Below are 20723 nucleotides of genomic sequence, written 5' to 3'. Positions count from 1 at the left end.
TAACACCATTTATACTATCTAAACCAAATTATTATGGCATCTTTTCGAATTGAGCATGATTTCTTAGGTGAAAAAGAAATTAGCAATGACTGTTACTATGGCGTTCAAACCATGCGCGCTAAAGAAAATTTCGATATTACCGGTATCCCAATTGGTAGTGAACCTCTTTTTATAAAGGCCTTTGGTCATGTTAAAAAGGCTGCTGCATTAGCCAACAGAGATTTGGGTATTTTAGATCCTAAAAAGGCTGAAGCCATTGCTTATGCTTGCGATAGATTGATAGATGGTGAGTTTACAGATCAGTTTGTGAGTGATTTAATACAAGGTGGTGCAGGAACTTCGACCAATATGAATGCAAATGAGGTTATTGCCAATTTAGGACTCGAATATTTGGGTCATAAAAAAGGGGAGTACATTCATTTACACCCAAATAATGACGTAAACCTTTCGCAAAGTACCAACGATGCATATCCTACAGCATTTAGAATTGCAGTTTACCTTAAAATAGCAGCGTTTTCTATGGCACTCGAAAAATTGCAAAAGGCCTTTTATGATAAAGGAAAAGAGTTTGAGGATGTTTTAAAAATGGGAAGGACTCAACTTCAGGATGCGGTACCTATGACCTTAGGCCAGGAGTTTAATGCTTTTGCAACCACCTTAGGCGAAGATGTAATGCGCATTAGAGAAGCCTCTCTGCTCATTACAGAAGTAAATATGGGAGCAACAGCCATCGGCACAGGTGTAAATGCCCCAGAGGGATATTCTGCGTTGTGTGTAAAATATCTGGCAGATATCAGCAAGGTTCCTGTAGTACTTTCGGCCGATCTGATTGAAGCAACTTATGATACGGGGGCTTTGGTACAATTGAGCGGTACGTTAAAACGTAATGCAATAAAATTAAGCAAGATATGTAATGATTTAAGGCTGTTAAGTAGTGGCCCTCGTTGCGGTTTGAATGAAATTAACCTTCCGGCGATGCAACCGGGGTCATCTATTATGCCTGGGAAAGTAAATCCGGTAATACCTGAATTGATGAATCAGACCTGCTTTTACGTGATTGGTGCAGATCTAACAGTGACTATGGCAGCCGAAGCCGGACAGTTACAGCTTAATGTAATGGAGCCGGTAATTGGTATGGCATTGTTTACTTCATTACAATATTTAACTAAAGCCTGCAACACGCTTAGGAAGAAATGTGTTGTCGGTATTACTGCCAATGTGGAGCACAGCAAAAATCTGGTGATGCAAAGTATAGGAATAGTAACGCAGTTAAATCCAATTTTGGGTTATGAGGAATGCGCATCTATAGCCAAAGAGGCTCTTAAAACAGGTAAGTCGGTTTACGAGATTGTAGTGACCGAAAGAAAATTGATTACCCAAGCCAAATGGGATGAAGTTTATTCCATTGAGAATTTAATCCACCCTAAATTCATTGCACAATGATATTCGTGCAATTAGGCATTTTGCTGGCCATGATCCTTATTGGATCCAGAATGAAAGGCATTGGTCTGGGAGTAATGGGAATGGTAGGTTTACTGATTTTTGTGCTGGTGTTTAAAATGACACCTGCAGAACCACCTATACCCGTACTACTAATTATTCTGGCTATCGTAACCACCGCTGCTACTTTACAGGCAGCAGGTGGTTTAGATTATCTGGTTAGCATTGCCGAACGTATCATTAGAAAAAACCCAAGCCACATTACTTTTATTGCACCTTTTACAACTTACTTTTTGTGTTTATTTGCCGGGACTGCACATATTGTGTATTCCCTTTTGCCGATTATAGCGGAGGTTTCGGCTAAGCAGCGTATACGTCCGGAAAGGCCGCTGTCTGTTTCCGTTATTGCGTCCCATTTGGCCATTACTGGAAGTCCGATGAGTGCAGCGACGGCTTCACTGGTGACTATTCTTGCCTATTCTTCTGCTTCAATAGACATTATGAAGATTTGTATCCCAGCTGCTATTTGCGGAATATTTGCAAGTATTTTGGCGGTACGCAAAAAAGGATTGGAGCTAGATCAGGATCCGATTTTTATAGAGAAAATGAAAGACCCTGAGTTTGCACGTTCAATGACCACAGGTAGTGTAGAGAATGGTGTATCAAGCTATACACCTGCACCGGGAGCTAAAACTGCTGTAGCAATATTTGGTGTTGCAATCTTACTCATCATCTTTTTTGGCGCATTTCCAAACTATGTTCCATACGTTGGAGGTGGAAAGAGTTTTAGCGTAAATGCTGATGGAACTATTAATCTGACTACTTTGATTATTATGGTTACGCTTTCTGCTTCGGCATGTATCATGCTTATTACTAAAACCTCAGCCGCAAAAGTAGCTAAGATGAGTTTGTTTACTTCAATGGCTACTGCTGTAGTTTCCGTGCTTGGTGTGGTGTGGATGAGTGCTACTTTTATGTTAGCCAACGAAACTGTAATTGAGAATACCTTTAGGGATATTGTTACAAATCAGCCGTGGACTTTTGCAATTGCTTTATTCCTGATGGGAGCTTTAACTTTTAGTCAGGCTGCAACAACCAGAACGCTTATGCCAATGGGTGTTATGCTTGGAATCACCAATCCTCATTTGTTGGCCATGTTTCCGGCTGTAAATGGCGATTTCTTGTTGCCGGGCTACCCAACTCTTGTTGCTGCAATAGATTTTGACCGAACGGGAAGTACAAAAATTGGGAGGTTTGTAGTGAACCATAGTTTTATGCTACCGGGTATGGTTGCAATAACGGTAACAATTATTGTAGGTTTTATTTTAAGCGGAGTGCTGTTGTAGGAGCTCCCATCGTTATTCTGAAGCTAGGCTCTCAGAATGACGATGACTAAGAATAACGATGGCTTTATTCTAATTACCCCATTAAGAGCCCAAAGTTCTCAAGCACTACAGACAAATCTTCAAAGAAGATCAAAAGAGATAGCTTACAAGATTTTATTTTATTGGGCAAATAGCCAAAATACTTTTTAAAGGCACTTGTGAAATGCGTGGCGTGTTTATATCCCATTTTTAAAGAAAGCTCCGCGATGGTAATATCTTTCTCGATCAGCATAGTCTTAGCCTGTTCCATTTTATAGTGGTTCAGGTAGCCGAATACCGTTTCTCCGAATGCAATTTTAAAATTGCGTTTAAGGTTAAATTCGTTAGTACCTACCATATGGGCTAGTGTACGTAGGGAAAGCTTTTCTCCGGTATGATTGAGCAAAACTTCTCTTGCCTCATTCATTCTTTCCAATTCTTCTTCTTTTAATTGCAATGGCTGTACAGCTGTTTGAGGCTGTTCAAACTGAGCGATTTGTAATGCCAACAATTCAATTACTTTCGACTCTAGCAAAAGTTGATCACAGAAACCCTTAAATGGTGAATTTTCAAGGCGTTGTAATATTGCACTAATCTCCGGGGTGATGTACATGTTTAACAGAGATAATCTTGAGATCTCTTCAGTGATCAGACCACTGGTTAATTTTTGATAAGCAAGATGGTTGTTAGGTAAATACCTGTCTAGAAAAGAAGTGCTGAAGTTAATGCAAATGATTTCGTCATTTGCATCGGCCAGTATTCTACTAGCTTTTGGAGGAATGCAGAATAGGTTATGTTGCTGACTTTCAATCTGTCCATAGCTTGTGTGCTCGTCTATATTTGAAAATACTAACTTTCCCCTGAGCACAAAAATCATTTGGAATGTTGGCAAAAATTCATTTCTGGTGTTCTGTCCAAATTCTCCCTTTAGCGTTAATTCTACTCCCGTTTGCGTCATATACAGCGCCTATCTTTGCGGCGAAGTTATTGTTATTAAGACTGCTTCTAAAGAAAACATTAAAAAAGTTACACACACCATGAGACATTGTCTATTAATTGTTCTTCTATCGTTCTTTACAACAATAGCATTTGCACAAACCGGAAACATATCAGGTATTGTAACTGACCATCACGGAAAACCTGTTGCCGGTGCTGCAATTACACTAAAAGAGCTCAAGAGAACAACTGCAACAGATGATCAAGGAAAGTATGAAATAACATCGGTTACTTATGGTAAGTACACTTTGATGATCAGCTCTGTTATTACGGAACTTAAAAGCATAGCAATCAAGGTTGATGAGGAAACAACTGTAGTGAATGTTCATGTGAAAGGGATAGCAGATAGAGAACTAAAGCAAGTAATGGTAGAGGGAAAGTCGAAGAAAAGAGAAATTGAAACTTCGGGCTTTGCGGTGAATGTGGTTGATACTAAAGCAGCATCATTACGAAATTTACAAACCAACGAGTTGTTGAATAGGACAGTGGGAGTTAGGGTACGACAAACAGGCGGTTTTGGCTCTAATTCTGATTATAACCTAAATGGCATGTCGGGCAGAGCTATCGGAATCTTTATTGATGGTATCGAGATTTCCACTTATGGTTCCTCTTTTAACCTGAATAATATCCCGCCATCTATGATTGAAAGGATAGAAGTATATAAAGGAGTATTGCCGGCACACTTGTCTGGCGATTACCTGGGTGGAGGTATTAATGTCGTATTGAAAAAGGGAGCGCAACGCAATAACCTCACTGCATCGGCCTCATATGGTTCATTTAATACCCAGCAGACGGACTTGAGTGGAATGTATCGCGATACTAGAACCGGTCTTACTTTAAGGGGATCAGGGTTTTATGGTTATTCCGATAATGATTACGAGGTATGGGGGAAATGGGTTAAAAATCAAAATGCCAACGGAGTAGAGTCGCAAACCAGAGGCAAACGCTTCAACGATGGTTTTAAAACTTATGGTGGACGCTTAGAAGCTGGTTTTACTGATGTAAAATGGGCTGATAACTTCATGCTGAACTACAATGGTTCTTATACTTACAAAGAAATACAGCACGGTCAATACATGTCAGTGCCATATATGGGTAGATTTTCAGAATCCAAAGCCCATATCATTGGGTTAGATTATGTTAAAAAAGACTTTTTGCTAAAGGGATTGAAACTGACCTTTAATGGTGTATATAGCGACAGGAAGGAATATCTTCAGGATACAGTGAGCTACAGGTACAACTGGGATGGTAAGCCAATTATTGATATCCATGGTAAGCCATTCAAATCCAGAGAAGGAGCCCAGCAAGGGCCTGCTAGTATGGCTGATATTAACCGACAAATTGGATCATTGAGGGCTGGTTTGAGCTACAATATTGCGGATGGCCACAAGTTGGTATTTAATCATGGATTCTATACTGTGGATAGGCAAGATGCTGATCAGCTTAAAACAATCCTGGAACAGATGTATGACATCACTAGTGATTTAACTACCAATGTAAGCACATTTACTTATGAAATGGATGCGCTGGAGAATCGGTTAAAAACTAATGTGTTTGTCAAATATTACCAACAGAACATAGAGAGAGTAGAGCCTCAGGCACAAACTGTAAACGGACAAACTACCAGGATAGAAAAGATCACTAAAAGTAATAGGAATTCTACAGGTTATGGATTTGCGGGCTCTTATGCGCTAAAATCTAACCTGGTTCTGATCGCATCGGCCGAAAGAGCTTTAAGAATGCCAGGAGAAGGTGAAGTATTTGGCAATCAAAGTTCAAATCTATTGCCTAATCCTAATATCAAACCAGAAACCAGTAACAACTTTAACCTAGGATTCAGAGCTGGATCATATGGTCTTGGAGAGCATAAAGTTTCTTTGTCTGTATCAGGGTTTCTTAGGAATACGCAGGATAAAATTGTGATCAGGTCTAACGACAGGCCAGTAACTGTGATGCCTACTTCAGAAAGTGTCAATCTTCCCGGAACAAGATCTATAGGTTTTGAAGCTGAGCTTAACTATGTATACCGCAATCTGAATGTGATGTTGAATACCTCAAAATTCAACACCCTTATTAAAGATGAAGTCTCACCATATCACAATAAGCAAATTCCTAATGAGCCTTTTTTTACCGTAAACGGGAACGCCCAATATAGAATGGACAATGTACTACAGAAAAAATCTACACTGAATCTGTACTACAATTTTGGCTTTGTGAATCCATTTGAAACCACCTGGATGCCAACACGTGATAATTATTATCGCACACCTAACCAATTTATTCAGGATGTAGGAGCCAGCTATCTGTTCCCGAACAAAAAGGTGGTTGTCAGCTTTGATGCAAAAAACATATTCAACAAAGAAGCTTATGATAATTTCGCCTCTCAAAGACCGGGAAGAGCCTTTTACTTAAAATTAAACTATACCATTAATAACTTTTAAAATCAATTTATAATCAAGATGAAAAGACAATTTTTAAAACTCCTGATGTTTGGAGCGGTCGCAACAGCGATGACTATAACAAGTTGTTCAAAAGATAAAGAAAACCCTGCACCGGAAGAAAATCTGGGCGATGCTGATCGTTGGGTTACAGTTTCTGGTGCTTTAATGGGAACAACTGCAGGTGATGGTAACGGTGGTACCATGGTGTATTCTGTAAGTGTAAATGATGCAAAAAATCCTGATAAATCTATCGATGTTTATACAAATGGTTTTCCTGTAAGATCGCAACGTACTGCTCGTTTACAGTCATCTATTGATGGTAGCGTACTTTTTAATATTGCCTACACAGGTCCAAATGGAGGTGAGTTTTCAAAATATAAGGTAAATGGCGGTAGTAGCTATACTGAATTGAGTGACAAGGTAAATATCGCAAATTATGCAACTGCCTCTCCAAGATGGGTTAAGCTTTTTGATAATGATCAAACAGGTGTTGCGGTTAATGTTTCCGGTGTTAAAATTACTACTGAAGCAGATGGCAAAACTTATAAATATGCTAGAGGAACTTCGACTGTTTTATCTTTAAATTTACAGGCTGCAGGTATTAAAACCTATGAGCAGTATGAAATTCCACTTTCAGCTGAAGAAGAAGCTAAAGGATTTTACATTGGTCGTTTAGATGGGCCGGTGTTAAACAAGGCCGGAGATAAACTGATCATCGGTGCTTCAAGAAGTAAATACGATCCTGCAACAGGACAATCTGACAACACTGGTAAAGTTAAAATATCTTCGAAATCTTTAGTAGTTGATTATCCTTCTTTGAAAAACCCTAAATTGATATCTTCTACTGTTAGTCAAGGTAACACCAATGGGTACCGTAGTTTCAATGCTTTCTTAAGTGAGGATGGAAATATCTATCAAGCGACTCAAAATGGTCTTAATGGTTCACATATCCTAAAGATCAACCAGAACAATGAATACGACAACTCTTATGTATTTAGCCTGGATGCTGCATTGGGTGTAACCGGAACCTATGTAGATGCCTGGAGATATGCAGGAAAAGGAATTGGCTATGTAGTTTATAGTATAGCAGACAAAGGTGGGTATATTGCTCGTATAGATTTGAATGCAAAAACAGCAACAAAAGTTGCTATTCCTGATGATGTGGATTTAAGTTTTGGTCAATATCAAGGATTTGTAGTGAATGGAGATGAGGTTTTTGTAGCAGTTACTCCTGTTGGTAAAGATGGTAACATCTTTATTATGAACAGTAGAACAGGTGCCTTAACTAAAGGAGCCAAATTAATTAACAAAACAGGAAACCATTATATAGGTATATTCTAGTATAACTCTAGTTGGTTTTTAAAAACAGGTGCCGGTATATCCAGTACCTGTTTTTTTGTTTATTGAGGTAAATAGACATTTAAAACGCAACCGTTATCAAAATTTTCTGTTCTTAATTTCTTTAGAAGAAAAGGTCCACTGACATCTTTAAATAGAGGAGTGCCCTTACCAAGAACCACAGGATAAGTAATTAGCCTAAATTCATCTACTAAATTCAGTTTTATAAATGTTGAAAGGATGTCCGCACCAGCGAAAAGAACAAGATCTTTACCTGGTTTATTCTTAAGCTCATTTATAATACCCGAAGTATCACCACTAATTAATTCAGAATTCCATGTTACCTGTTTTAATGACCTCGAAAAAATCAGTTTACGTTTTTTGTTCATCTTTTCAGCAAAGCGGCCTTCTGCTTTAGGCCAGTATTGAATCATTAATTCATAAGACTTTCTGCCGTATATAAATAGCTCAACTTCGTCTATGATATCGTCGAAATAATCCATCAACCTATCATCATCAGTAAAATAATCCAATTCTTTATTTGGCCCCTCTATAAAGCCATCTATAGAAACCATCATCGATACAATTAACTTTCTCATTTTTTTTGATTTAATATGTAAAACACCTGTCTATCCAAAATTAGAGAGGCTGAATGTAAATCTTCGGGTGCGTATTCGTAATTATCAGGGGTTGATTGCGAAGTTTTTTAAAGGTATTTTTGATACTATGAAGCACATCTCAGTTTTGGTTCCTATAGGCGTACATATTGGTATTGTTGATGGCACATGTGATCTTTTTACTGAAGCAAATGATTTTTTGGTAAGTCTTGGTAGGCAACCTTATTTTCATCTGAATTTTGTTGGTATATCCAGGGAAATAACTTCTAAAGGCGGATTGTTTAGTGTTAAACCAAATGACCATATTGATGCAGTGAAGAAAACAGATTTAATTATAATTCCACCCTGTTTTCAAACTGATTTGCAAACTACTATTGACAAGAATAAAGAATTTCTGAAATGGATACAGGGACAGCACAATCATCATGGTTCGGAGATAGCAAGTTTATGTATTGGGGCATTTTTGTTAGCTTCTACTGGCTTACTAGATCAGAGAAAATGCGCCACGAATTGGATGGTCGCTGAAGATTTTAAGAAGATGTTTCCCAAAGTAATGATTGAAACAGATAAGGTAATTGTTGATGAACGAGGTCTTTATTCCAGCGGGGGAGGTTATTCGTATATGAATCTAATATTGTACCTTATCGAGAAATATACCGGTCGTGAAGTAGCGGTACATTGTTCCAAGGTTTTTCAAATAGACATTAGCTATAAAAGCCAATCAGCATTTATAATTTTTAGTGGACAGAAGCAACATAGCGATGAAAAAGTGAAAAGTGTCCAGAAATATATTGAAGAGCATTTTCAAGAAAAAATAACTGTCGATGAACTGGCGCAATTATATTGTATTGGCAGAAGAAGTTTAGAGCTAAGGTTTAAAAAAGCCACTTCAAATACAATTGTTGAATATTTACAAAGAGTAAAGATAGAAGCCGCAAAAAGGAACTTTGAGCTTAGTAAAAAGTCAGTGAATGAAGTAATGTTTGAAACTGGTTATACAGACTCAAAGGCATTCCGTTCTCTATTTAAGAGAATTACAGGTGTATCTCCAATTGAATATAGCAACAAATACAGTACTTTAAAGCACTAAAAATTCAATTTATTCTATAATTCTCATAAATTAGCACTCCAATAAAACATTAATGATTGCAAAAAGAATGGAGGGGGTTAGTGAATACTACTTCTCCCAAAAACTGAGGGAAATAGAATCTCTTAATAAAGAAGGTAAAAACATCATTAACTTAGGTATCGGCAGCCCCGATCTTCCGCCTCATCCAGATGTGATTAAAACATTGCAGGAAGAAGCTGCTAAGCCCGGAGTACACGGTTATCAAGGATATAAAGGCATCCCTGCATTGCGGCAAGCTTTTGCAGATTGGTACCAGCAAAGGTATCAGGTAACTCTTAACCCGGATACCGAAGTATTGCCGCTATTGGGTTCAAAGGAAGGTATCATGCACATCTGTATGACCTATTTGAATGAGGGCGACGAAGCATTAATACCTAACCCAGGATATCCTACCTATGGTAGTGCCGTTAAACTGGCAGGTGGTAAATCTGTAAGTTACCTATTAACAGAAGAAAATAACTGGTACCCTGACCTTGAAGCTTTGGCGGCAACGGATCTAAGCAAAGTCAAACTAATGTTTGTAAACTACCCGCACATGCCTACGGGTCAGCAGGTAGATATTAAATTGTTCGAAAACTTAGTCCGTTTTGCAAAGGAAAACAGTATCCTGTTAGTAAACGATAACCCTTATAGTTTCATCCTAAATGATAATCCTGCAAGTCTTTTGTCGATACCGGGAGCTAAAGACGTAGCACTAGAGTTAAACTCTTTAAGCAAATCACACAATATGGCTGGCTGGCGTATTGGTATGCTTTGTGGGGCTAAGGAGCGAATTGAAGAGGTATTGAGGTTTAAGAGTAATATGGATAGCGGTATGTTTATGCCATTACAATTGGCTGCTGCAAAAGCTTTAAGCCTGGGTCAAGATTGGTATAATCATATCAATAGCATATATTCGGAAAGAAGAGGTAAAGTATATGAGATACTCGATATTTTAGGTTGCAGTTATGAGCTTACACAAGTAGGTTTATTTGTATGGGCAAAAATCCCGGACCATTATGCGGATGCTTATGCACTTAGCGATGAAATCCTTTATGAAGCAAACGTTTTTCTTACTCCGGGAGGCATATTTGGAAACCAAGGTAATCGATACATTAGAATCAGTCTTTGTGGCGACCTTTCCAGATTTGAAGAGGCTATAGCCCGCATTAGTAAATAATATAATTGAAGATACACTATAATCAAGTTTAGATAATGAAAATAGCAGTAGTGGGCCTCGGACTTATTGGTGGTTCCATGGCTTTGGTGTTAAAGCAAAAAGGCTTTGCCTCAAAAGTACTGGGAGTAGACAATCAGGAAGTACATGCACAGAAAGCACTAGAACTTGGTATTGTTGATGAAATAACCGATCTGGCTAGTGCAATAGCAGGCAGTGATCTTGTTATACTTAGTGCTCCGGTAAGTGTTTGTGCTGCATTATTACCTGAGATATTAGATCAGGTAAAGCATCAGATTGTATTTGATACGGGATCTACCAAAATGTCTTTGCTTAATGCAGTTAAGGGGCATGTTAATAGAGGTAGATATATAGCTACTCACCCAATGTGGGGTACAGAATTTAGCGGACCCGAAGCTGCAACATTAGATTCTTTTGATGGTCGGGCAAACGTAATATGTGATGCCGCAGATAGTGATAAAGATGCACTTGAAACAGTAGAAAAGGTATATACTTTGCTTGGTATGTATAATGTGTATATGAATGGAAAGGATCACGATGTACACGTAGCCTATGTCAGTCATATTTCTCATATCACCTCTTTTGCTTTAGCCAACACGGTTCTTGAAAAGGAGAAGGAAGAAAATGCGATATTCGAATTGGCCAGTGCTGGTTTCGAAAGTACAGTAAGACTAGCCAAAAGTAGCCCTGCCATGTGGATGCCGATCTTTAAGCAAAACAAGGAAAATGTGCTTGATGTATTAAACGAACATATTACCCAACTTAGGAAATTTAAATCCTGCATTGAAAAAGAGAACTGGGCTTATCTCACCGAGTTAATGGAAAATGCGAACAAAATCAAGGACGTACTAGATAGAAAGTAATAAAAAGGCTAATCCTATGGAACATAAAGTAAGATCCATCAGACCGTTTATTGGAGCCAAAGATTTTGAGCTTTCAAGGAGTTTTTACAGAGATCTTGGGTTTCACGAAAATGTAATTACACCTGATATGTCTGTTTTTACAACAGAAGGTATGGCGTTTTACCTGCAGGATGCTTATGTGAAGGATTGGGTAGATAACACCATGATCTTTTTAGAGGTTGATGATGTAGATCGGTACTGGCAAGAGCTTTTGGCCTTGAACCTAACAGCTAAATATAGAGATGCAAAACTCACACCTATCCGTACAGATTATTGGGGTAAGGAGTGCTTTTTACATGACCCCTCCGGAATCCTTTGGCACTTTGGTGAATTTTTTAAAAGCTAATATTTACATAGAAAGCAGTACCGCTACATAATGACAAATGGCTGCTGCCAGTACCAAAGTATGCCATATTGCATGGGTATAAGATCGTTTTCCAAACAAATAGAAAGCAGTTCCCGCTGAGTACAAACCGGCACCAATAAACAGCATGATGATTACTGATTGAGGAAGTACTGCAAAAAACGTATTTCCCCCGATTAACATCATCCAGCCCATAAGCAGGTAAATGATTGTGGATACCATATTGAACTTTCCTGTAAACCATATTTTAAAGAGGATGCCCAAAAGTGTTAAGCTCCATAACACTGAAAGTAGTGTAATCCCGAAGCTATTGTTCATGTAAACCAGTAAGAATGGGGTGTAGGTTCCGGCAATCAGGAAGTAAATGCTAATGTGATCAAAGATTTCGAATAGTCTTTTTACTGCGGGTTCTATCGCCAGATGGTAGATCATAGAGCAAGTGAATAGCAGCATGAAACAAAAACCGTATATCCCGGCCCCAACAATTGCAGATATATTATTGTGGGCCGTGGCAATTCCTATTAGTACAGGCAAACCACTAACACCAAATATAACCCCAACGCCATGAATCAATCCATGGATGAGTTCTTGCTTCCTTGTATACTTATTTTTAATTGCCTCCATTAATTTGATTGCCCGTTAAATAGATTAACAATTAATGGAGGCAAAAGTTGCGATAACTACAAAAGCCTTTAGACCTATGATCTAAAGGCTTTTGCGAAAAGTTGTTTTATGAAATTGTATTAAAAACCAACAGTATTTAGGTTCTTATCAACCAAAACTCCATCAAGAGCTTTAAGGTCGAATTTAACCTTGCGTTTTGCTTTCAGTTTCAATACAAACAGATCCGAATTGCCTGTTGAAGCTTCTTTGTTACCTAAGTTTACAAAGGTTGCATACAAAGCTTTAGTTCCATTTGAGTGTAGCCTGTCATAAGTCAGGTTCTCCATTTGCTTTGTGTTCAATGTTTGTACACCTACAAATTCATAATCCTGAGGATTGTAAGGCAATGCAAAACTAAACGCGTTCACCGACTTAAGGTTTATACCTTTCACTTTAACCTCAACGATTTCATCCTTGTTATAGTTCTGTTTTGCTGTGCTTATTTCAAGCTTACCAGCTACTTTGTCAATCTTACTATCATTTACTCCACCATCAAGCTGGGTAGCTACAAGTGAAATATCGTACGCATCAATCAAGTTATTTTTGTTGATATCACCATTACTGATGTAACCTTCAAAATCAGCATCACCTTTTCTCAATCCGGTATAGTTAGTATAAGACGTTAAATCGTTCATATCAACCAAACGGTCATTGTTGATGTCACCAGGAAGATAACTTTCCGTTCCAGGAACTTTGAAAACATACAATTCTCTACCAGAACCAAAATTACCAACACCTTCTGTAACCGAGATTTTAATGTAACGGGCCGATGGATGGGTATCAAAATTAAATACTTTAACCTGATCATTGTTTGCCCATTCAAAAGTACCAGCCTGTGTCCAGTTTTCTTTGTTGTTACTATAAAAAACTTTACCTTTTAATATTATTCCATTTCCTCTTCCTGTGCGTGGTAGATATTGGAATTTATCTAGCTGATTCACTGTTTTTAGGTTCATAATCATATCAAAAGGAACAGCTTTTGCGCTCCATTTCGTATGCCACATATTACCTTCATCGTAATCAAACAACTTATCTATTTCCGATCCTTCTTCATTTGCACAAGTTGTCTCTGCAACAATTCCTGGAATTGCAAATTCTAGCGGGTTAGATTTAGTAGTTGCCTTAAACTCTGTCCAGTCAGAATAGCCGTCTTTATTTACCGCACGTAGCTTAAATGAATATGGTGTTTCTGCTGTCAATCCATCAAACAACAAAGTAGTGTCTTTGATTGTGGTGTAATGCATGCCATTGAAATCTATTTCATAGAAATCTGCATGGTCTACCTTTGCCCATGTTGGTTTCAATGTATAAGCCTCAATGTTTTTATCTGAAACAACTGCATTAAGCGGAGCAGTTAATTTTCCCGACGAAACACGTTGCGTATTTGCAGGTTCAAATTTGAAATCTTCAATAGTAGCAATTACAGTGTTAGCTGTAATGTCAGTAGCATTTATTTTTATCAGAAGCTGAGGGTTTTTAGCAATCACAACTTTCTCAAATTCACTTCCTTTGGTAGAAAACCTATTTAAGTTCGGAGTTGCATCATAGAAAAACACATTCTCTTTACTCAGGAAGTCGTTCATCGAATTTACCTCAGTCAATTTAACTTTATCTTTTCCAACCTTAACAGATAGTTTTTTAGGCTTTTCAGTTACATTGACGATAAACTGAGTTGCCTTTTCCTTTACAAAACCATTAAAATCACCCGTTGTAGGATGGATAGTTACAATTGCACGGTTCTTTTTATCTACTTCAGATTCAATTAAGTTAGAAACACCTTTACCTAATTTGTACTGTTCAGTAGTTCCATCATCATCATACTCTGTAAACGAGCTTTTACCTGATGGATAAACTTCATAGATGCGGATTCCTTTGTTAATCCCCATTACATTATTGTTAGGATTTGTTAACGGAATAATTGCTCCATTTTTAACAAATAAAGGCAGTTTCCATATTGGAGCATCAAAATTGTTCAGGATACTATTTCCAGCATATTTTTCACCCGTAAAATAGTCAATCCAAATTCCTTCCGGTAAGTAAATGCCATTGCGGATATCATTGCCCTTGTCATCAGATTTTGTTGCCTGATAAATTGGCGCCACTAAGAAATTAGGCCCATACAAGAATTGATACTGAGTCGCAATCCCATACGTATATGCATTTGGAAACTCCAGGAACATAGCTCTGATCATTGGTAATCCTGTTACCGCTTCTCTGGCAATGCTATAAGTATAAGGCGTTAGTTCCGATTTAAGTTTTAAATAATTACGGTTAATAGATGTAGTCGGTTCACCAAGTGCCTGCGGATACTTTTCGTTAGAACCCCAGCCATCCATATTCAATTGCATCGGCGTAAAGGTTTTCCATTGGAAATCTCTGGTATTGATTGCAGTATTTTTACCGCCAAAAATACCGTCCATATCAGAAGTAATATTAGGCTGACCCGATAAACCTGAGCCTAAATAAGTAGGGATATGAAAACGAATGTATTCCCAAACACCACCAGTTTGATCACCTGACCAGATACCAGCATAGCGTTGCGTACCAGCCCAACCATCTAATGATATAATGAAAGGTCTGCTGTTGTTGCCATATTTAGATTGGATTTGAGCTACATCACTAACGCCATTAAGCCCAAATGAATATCCTTCACCAACCCATGCCACGTCAGTTTTTAATACGCGTACACCTGCGTCTTTTACCTCTTTAATAATATCCCTTTGTAGTAAAGCACTAACCTCAGGTTTAGGATGAAGATCCGACTGAGTCCACAATCCAATTTCAACCCCGTTTTTATGTGCGTAATCACCCAAGCTTTTTAGGTTTTGAACATTCCCATCTAAAGATTCTGTTTGTCCGTATCCGGCGCCATAACCATCATTAGGTAGGATCCAACCAAACGGCATATCATTCCTTTTATACCTGTCGATAACGGCGCGAGCGGAAAACTGATAATTGTTTTTCTCACCATTAAGAGATTCTTTTATCCCTCCATTATCTTTCTGACTTTCTTGATAGCGTTTGCCATCTTCAAACAAAATCCCTTTTTCATCTTCCTTCCAAAAATCCCTATTGTAAGCATTTAAATGTCCTTGGTAAAAACCAAACTTCGGTAATAGCACAGGATTTCCTGTCAACTGATAAAAGTTGTTTAAAAGTGCAGCAGCACCGTCTCCAGCCATAAAAAAGACGTCAAGATAGTCTGTTTCATGCGATAGTTTAACCAAACCTTTTTCTTTAGCCCCAAAATCATATTTACCTTTTTTGAAGGTATACCACATGAAGCCATAACCATTAGACGACCAGTAATAAGGGGTAGGAGATGCAACACCACCATCGGTCCAGCTATTCTGATTTTCGATAGAAATCGCTTTCCCCTTGTGTGAGAAACGTCCATTCTGTACACCGCCACCATAAAAATACTCCTGAGGATTTTCTTTTAAAGACAGCATTACTTCTCCCTTTTCAAAACGAATTGGTGCTGTTTCTTCTAAAATGACAGCCTTAGTAGCCAGATTAGTAATCTTTAATAATGTGGTATTCTTGTCTATCTGAACGGCAATCTTATCTGTTGATATTGTGATTTGATTATTCTCGTCAGTCAGATTTAGTTTTGCAACCGATTTACGAGGGTTATCAACCAAAATCTTTGCTTCTGGCTTAGCTTGTGGATCTCTGATAACTCCACCCGAATTGTCCTGGAAAAGCCTGAAAATATTGTCACCATAAAAGTCTAACGTCAGTTTTTGATTGTTGGAGAATAGTACCTCAATTACAGTTGGGCTAATCTTTTTTGCGCTAATAACTTTTTGGTTCTGTTGTACTACCTGTTGAAAGGTGGTTGTTTTTTGTACTGCTCCGGCAGGTAATTGGGAGATCAGTAATGGAAAAGCTAAGGCAAACAAAGCTGTGTTTTGAGGTTTAGAACTCCAAAATGTTTTCATCATAATTTATTTAATAAATTTTCTCTGACATCTTCTATGGAGAGGCATCAATTTATTTAGGTATTAGTTATTCCAGAAGGTTTCTTTGAAGCCGCCAATATAGAAATTATCCGCTGGTTTTATCTTCCTGAAATAGGATTATTTTTATTATAAACTATGGATAAGTAGTCACGCCATATGTTCTTATAAATTTTATAACTTTAGAAGACGTAACCTTGTAATTTTAGCCTTTTGAAACAATATCTTTTTATCGCCCTTACTAATTGTAAGCAAGGCAGGAGCGCCTCCCGGTTCTGGATCAACTAAGATTGCACAATCGTAAGTAAACTCTCCATTTTTGAACTCAAAACGAACACTTCCTCCACTACCTTCAGGAATTATTATGCCTTTTTCTATTATTAAAGAAGGTTTATCACTCATTTTGCTTTTCAGGGGCCACGAAGTATAACGATAATTATATGCTCCCATATCGTCAATTCTGATTCTATATTGAGGCGTTTCCAATATTTGTATAGGCTCCTTAAATGTCTTGATTGACGGATGGAGACTATTCTTTTCCATTTTAATTAATTGCAGCCTTTGTTTTTTCTCGGCTTTCGACTCGTAATTTACTGCCAATAGGCGACCATCATAATTCAACCATAAATCACCACTTCCAAGCATAATACCACGCCAACCAACTGCAGACCAATCGATATTAGGTTTAGAATTTACTATTAGTTTAACCAAATGTTCATCAAAAACCTCATTATATCGTTTTAAAAACTCTTGCTTGTTCTTTATTTCAGGTAATGGATATTTACGCATTAGTGGAAACTGAACTTTATCAGCCAGTTTCTCCTTCTTTTTACTTTTGATACAATCAATAAAATCTAAAACCAACTGATGATATTTAACTTCCAAACTTTGTCCAAAAACAACGGAGAAGCTCAATAACAGAAGTAAAGTAGTTGCTAGTCTTTTCATGCGAATTTGCCTATCAATAAAGTAAATCTAGTATAAATAATCTATCTTAGTTTTCAAAACCTTATATAAATTATGAAGGCAAATTTAGCGCTCTGTTTCCTATGTTGTGCACTTTTTTCTTGTGCCCAAAAGCCAACTTATAATATTGATGCTGAGAAACTGGATATCACTACTAAAATATCCTGATGGCACTCCAACACAAAGGGTAGGTGTGAAAATTGATCATTTTTAAAACCAACTATAAAAGGTACTATTGAGGGCAGGGATGAACTGCTCGAAAAAGCAAAAGAAATACTTAAAAATTCAACCAAATAATCAAAAACCTAATTAAAAAACCACCAACACATGAATTTTACCCCCTTCAGAATAGCTGCACTAACCCTCTGCTTACTATTCTCTCAAAAATCGTTTGCTGTAGAAACTATTCCTGCTCTTATACCCGAACCGGTAAAGCTCGAAAAGCTTGTTGGTAGCTTCAAATTAAATAAAACCACCAAGCTTATTGCGGCCCCTGCAAATAAAGAAATTGCAGAATTGTTTGCCGATATGATTGAAACACCAACTGGCTTTAATCTAGGTCATACAGCTGGTGGAACTTCTACAATCCAATTGGTTATCAACAAAGCATACAATAAGCAGATAGGAGATGAGGGGTATACCCTAGATGTTAAGCCAACCAAAATTACGGTTATGGCAAACAAGCCTGTAGGTCTTTTTTATGGTATGCAAACTGTAATGCAGCTACTGCCAAAAGAAATAGAAAGTGCAGAAATCATTAAAAACAAAGTATGGTCTATACCCTGCGTTAAAATAACAGATTATCCAAGATTTGGCTGGAGAGGTTTAATGTTAGATGTAAGCAGACATTATTTCCCAAAAGAAGTGGTTAAGAAATACATCGACCAACTTGCTAAATACAAAATGAACGTATTTCACTGGCACTTAACCGACGATCAGGGCTGGAGGATAGAAATCAAAAGCCTACCAAAACTAACAGAAGTAGGAGCCTGGCGTGCATCAAGAATGGGCTTATGGTGGAAACGCGATCCCCAAGGAGCAAATGAAGCTGCCGATTATGGAGGTTATTATACTCAGGATGATGTTAAGGAAGTTGTTAAATATGCCAAAGAGCGTTTTGTAACTGTTCTACCGGAAATAGATGTTCCCGGACATAGCCTTGCCGCGCTTGCTGCGTATCCTGATCTATCTTGTACCGGTGGACCATTTAAAGTAAACGTAGGTAATACTTTTTATGGAGTAGATGACAATGCTCTATGCCCAGGCAATGAGCAAAGTTTCGTATTTATGGAAAAAGTACTGGGCGAGGTAGCCGCACTTTTCCCTGGTCAATATATCCACATCGGTGGAGATGAGTGCTTCAAAGGTTTCTGGAAAACATGTAAAAAATGCCAGAAAAGAATGGCAGATGAAAACCTGAAAACTCCTGAAGAACTGCAAAGTTATTTCATCAAACGTATGGAGACCATTGTTAAATCTAAAGGTAAAAAAATGATGGGATGGGATGAGATTCTTGAAGGTGGATTGGCACCAGAAGCTACTGTAATGAGCTGGAGAGGAATGAAAGGTGGTATAGAAGCTGCAAAAATGAATCACCACGTAATTATGACCCCTGCCGATAATTGCTACCTTGATCTTTATCAAGGTGACCCTGCTGCGGAGCCACCAACTTATTCGATGCTTACCTTGTCAAGCTGCTATAATTTTGATCCAATTCCTGCAGAAATACCTGATCCATCTTTCGTTTTGGGAGGCCAGGGAAACTTATGGGCTGAATCTGTACCAACCTATAGACACGCAGAATACATGACCTGGCCTCGCGCATTTGCTTTGTCAGAAGTATTTTGGTCACCAAAAGAATCTAAAAACTGGAACAACTTTATTTCAAGAATGGAAAGTCATCTTCAAAGGTATGATGTGGCAAATATCAACTATGCAAGAAGCGTGTATGATGCCGCAATTACCCCTTTAAAAGACTCCGTTAATAAAACGTTTCGCATTGCATTGAGTACCGAGATAAAAAAACTAGACATTTATTATACCTTTGATAACACTTTCCCCGATAATTTCTCTCCAAAGTATACCGACACACTTTCTATACCTAAAGGAGCAGATCATATTCTGGTGTTAACCTACCTCAACAACAAGCCAATAGGTAAAATGATTACAGTAAGTATTAAAGATCTGGAAAAGCGTACCGAAGACTAAGCAAATCTTTGCTAATTTTGGCCCACATAAGATATTCATTACCATGCTTGGATTAAAATTATTGACAGACCCGCGTTGGGCAAATATTGCTGAATCAAATTTAGAAGAGATTTTAACCGATCATGCCTGGTGCGAACAAAAAGCAGCAACAAATGCCATTACGCTAATTGCCAATAATTCCGAGCACATGGACTTGGTGCAAGAGCTAACAGCTATTGCTATCGAAGAAATGCAGCATTTTCAAATGGTAGTTGATATAATTGAGAAGCGCGGTTACACCCTTGGTCGTGAACGTAAAGACGATTATGTGGGCCGGTTAGTTAAGTTTAGTCGTAGAGATGGCAGTAGGAACTGTGCTTTTATCGATCGTCTTTTATTTGCGGCAATGATTGAAGCTCGCAGTTGTGAGCGCTTCAGGGTATTGTCGCAAAATATAAAAGATCAGGAACTTGCAAAATTCTATCATGAGCTGATGGTATCTGAAGCGGGACATTATACTGTTTTCCTGAACTTTGCCCGTAAATATACCATCGATATTGATGTAGATAAACGATGGAAAGAATGGCTTGAATTTGAAGGTGAACTTATCCAAAGTTTCGGTAATAAAGAGGCCATTCACGGCTAATTATTTAAGGCATCTTTTCAAATACAAACTTTACATTTTGATAATTAATTGGCTTGTTTTTTTTGAAATAGTGGATGTTCATGTAAACTTCCATTGAGCCTTCACCCATAATAAGCTTGCCATCCTTTTTTAATAAAGCTATTGGGGTTTTGTGCCATGCCTCAACTCCATAATGCTGAAAGCGATAAGTTCCTTTTAGTTCGTTTCCTTTTACAATTCCGGTTACATCACCAGAATCTTTATAGAGACCATTGTAATTTATTTCAAGCTGTCCAAAGAACTCTTTATCTGTAAGATTTATTTTAAAAGTAGCAGTATCACCTTTACTTATAGCGCGGTATATTGTTTTGGTGTAATTCCGGTCTACGCTTTCGCCTGAACAGCCATACATCGCAAAAAAGATAATTAAGCATATAATTTCTAAAAGTCTCTTCATATAATGGGTACTTTCAAATATATGCTAATTTTTATCCCCATTTGAATAGGTAAAGATTTTTTTGATTAATAGTTTATTAAGTAAAAATTAACCAG

At 37.8% G+C, this 20723-nt stretch carries 16 protein-coding genes; 10 read left to right on the top strand and 6 right to left on the bottom strand.

Features of this window, described 5'->3' with window-relative positions; all coding sequences use genetic code 11:
• Positions 1 to 33 precede the first annotated feature (33 nt).
• Together aspA and J1905_RS13355 are read left to right on the top strand one after the other, a co-directional pair.
• Complete coding sequence (gene aspA / locus J1905_RS13360; RefSeq protein WP_173090805.1) at positions 34 to 1443, top strand: aspartate ammonia-lyase; 1410 nt, start codon at positions 34 to 36, stop codon at positions 1441 to 1443.
• Complete coding sequence (locus J1905_RS13355; RefSeq protein ID WP_214227779.1) at positions 1440 to 2786, top strand: anaerobic C4-dicarboxylate transporter family protein; 1347 nt, start codon at positions 1440 to 1442, stop codon at positions 2784 to 2786. Before aspA ends, J1905_RS13355 begins: the two co-directional genes overlap by 4 nt.
• A 73-nt stretch (positions 2787 to 2859) precedes the next feature.
• Here J1905_RS13355 and J1905_RS13350 read toward each other — a convergent pair whose 3' ends face one another.
• On the bottom strand, positions 2860 to 3762 hold the full coding sequence (locus J1905_RS13350; RefSeq protein WP_214227778.1) for a helix-turn-helix domain-containing protein: 903 nt from the start codon (positions 3760 to 3762) through the stop codon (positions 2860 to 2862).
• 79 nt (positions 3763 to 3841) lie between these two features.
• On the opposite strand from J1905_RS13350, the gene J1905_RS13345 reads away from it, so the two are divergent.
• Both J1905_RS13345 and J1905_RS13340 read left to right on the top strand, forming a co-directional pair.
• Complete coding sequence (locus J1905_RS13345) at positions 3842 to 6241, top strand: TonB-dependent receptor (RefSeq protein ID WP_214227777.1); 2400 nt, start codon at positions 3842 to 3844, stop codon at positions 6239 to 6241.
• 18 nt (positions 6242 to 6259) lie between these two features.
• Positions 6260 to 7582 carry a hypothetical protein gene (locus J1905_RS13340; RefSeq protein ID WP_214227776.1) on the top strand — a complete coding sequence of 441 codons (1323 nt, stop codon included), beginning with the start codon at positions 6260 to 6262 and terminating at the stop codon, positions 7580 to 7582.
• Positions 7583 to 7641: 59 nt separating this feature from the next.
• Here the strand turns inward: J1905_RS13340 and J1905_RS13335 are convergent, their stop codons facing one another.
• Positions 7642 to 8178: a dihydrofolate reductase family protein gene (locus tag J1905_RS13335; protein WP_214227775.1), complete on the bottom strand. Its 537-nt coding sequence runs from the start codon at positions 8176 to 8178 to the stop codon at positions 7642 to 7644.
• Between the two features lie 127 nt (positions 8179 to 8305).
• On the opposite strand from J1905_RS13335, the gene J1905_RS13330 reads away from it, so the two are divergent.
• From J1905_RS13330 to J1905_RS13315, 4 genes are read left to right on the top strand one after another with little or no spacing between them, the layout of a single operon-like run.
• A complete protein-coding gene (locus tag J1905_RS13330) occupies positions 8306 to 9286 on the top strand; it encodes a GlxA family transcriptional regulator (RefSeq protein WP_214227774.1) in 981 nt (326 codons plus the stop codon).
• A gap of 52 nt (positions 9287 to 9338) precedes the next feature.
• A complete protein-coding gene (locus tag J1905_RS13325; protein WP_214227773.1) occupies positions 9339 to 10484 on the top strand; it encodes a pyridoxal phosphate-dependent aminotransferase in 1146 nt (381 codons plus the stop codon).
• Between the two features lie 35 nt (positions 10485 to 10519).
• Positions 10520 to 11365: a prephenate dehydrogenase gene (locus J1905_RS13320; protein WP_214227772.1), complete on the top strand. Its 846-nt coding sequence runs from the start codon at positions 10520 to 10522 to the stop codon at positions 11363 to 11365.
• A 16-nt stretch (positions 11366 to 11381) separates the two neighbouring features.
• The gene (locus J1905_RS13315; RefSeq protein ID WP_214227771.1) at positions 11382 to 11750 is read left to right on the top strand and encodes a VOC family protein; all 369 of its coding nucleotides are present in this window, start codon (positions 11382 to 11384) and stop codon (positions 11748 to 11750) included.
• A 3-nt stretch (positions 11751 to 11753) separates the two neighbouring features.
• Here J1905_RS13315 and trhA read toward each other — a convergent pair whose 3' ends face one another.
• From trhA to J1905_RS13300, 3 genes are all read right to left on the bottom strand, one after another.
• Positions 11754 to 12392, bottom strand: a complete 639-nt coding sequence (trhA, locus tag J1905_RS13310) for a PAQR family membrane homeostasis protein TrhA (protein ID WP_214227770.1) — start codon at positions 12390 to 12392, stop codon at positions 11754 to 11756.
• A gap of 119 nt (positions 12393 to 12511) precedes the next feature.
• Complete coding sequence (locus J1905_RS13305) at positions 12512 to 16378, bottom strand: TIM-barrel domain-containing protein (protein WP_214227769.1); 3867 nt, start codon at positions 16376 to 16378, stop codon at positions 12512 to 12514.
• 189 nt (positions 16379 to 16567) lie between these two features.
• Positions 16568 to 17341: a hypothetical protein gene (locus tag J1905_RS13300; RefSeq protein WP_214227768.1), complete on the bottom strand. Its 774-nt coding sequence runs from the start codon at positions 17339 to 17341 to the stop codon at positions 16568 to 16570.
• Between the two features lie 345 nt (positions 17342 to 17686).
• Between J1905_RS13300 and J1905_RS13295 the strand changes: the two genes are divergently transcribed.
• Both J1905_RS13295 and J1905_RS13290 read left to right on the top strand, forming a co-directional pair.
• Entirely contained in the window at positions 17687 to 19567 is a 1881-nt protein-coding gene (locus J1905_RS13295) for a beta-N-acetylhexosaminidase (protein WP_214227767.1), read from the top strand.
• Between the two features lie 43 nt (positions 19568 to 19610).
• The gene (locus J1905_RS13290) at positions 19611 to 20192 is read left to right on the top strand and encodes a MiaE family protein (protein ID WP_214227766.1); all 582 of its coding nucleotides are present in this window, start codon (positions 19611 to 19613) and stop codon (positions 20190 to 20192) included.
• A gap of 4 nt (positions 20193 to 20196) precedes the next feature.
• On the opposite strand, the gene J1905_RS13285 is transcribed toward J1905_RS13290, so the two are convergent.
• Complete coding sequence (locus J1905_RS13285; protein WP_214227765.1) at positions 20197 to 20628, bottom strand: hypothetical protein; 432 nt, start codon at positions 20626 to 20628, stop codon at positions 20197 to 20199.
• Positions 20629 to 20723: the final 95 nt, after the last annotated feature.

The organism is Pedobacter sp. B4-66 (genome assembly GCF_018492665.1).
GTDB lineage: Bacteria > Bacteroidota > Bacteroidia > Sphingobacteriales > Sphingobacteriaceae > Pedobacter.
The sequence above is the reverse complement of the archived record's forward strand: the minus strand, read 5'-3'. Positions and strand labels throughout refer to the sequence as shown.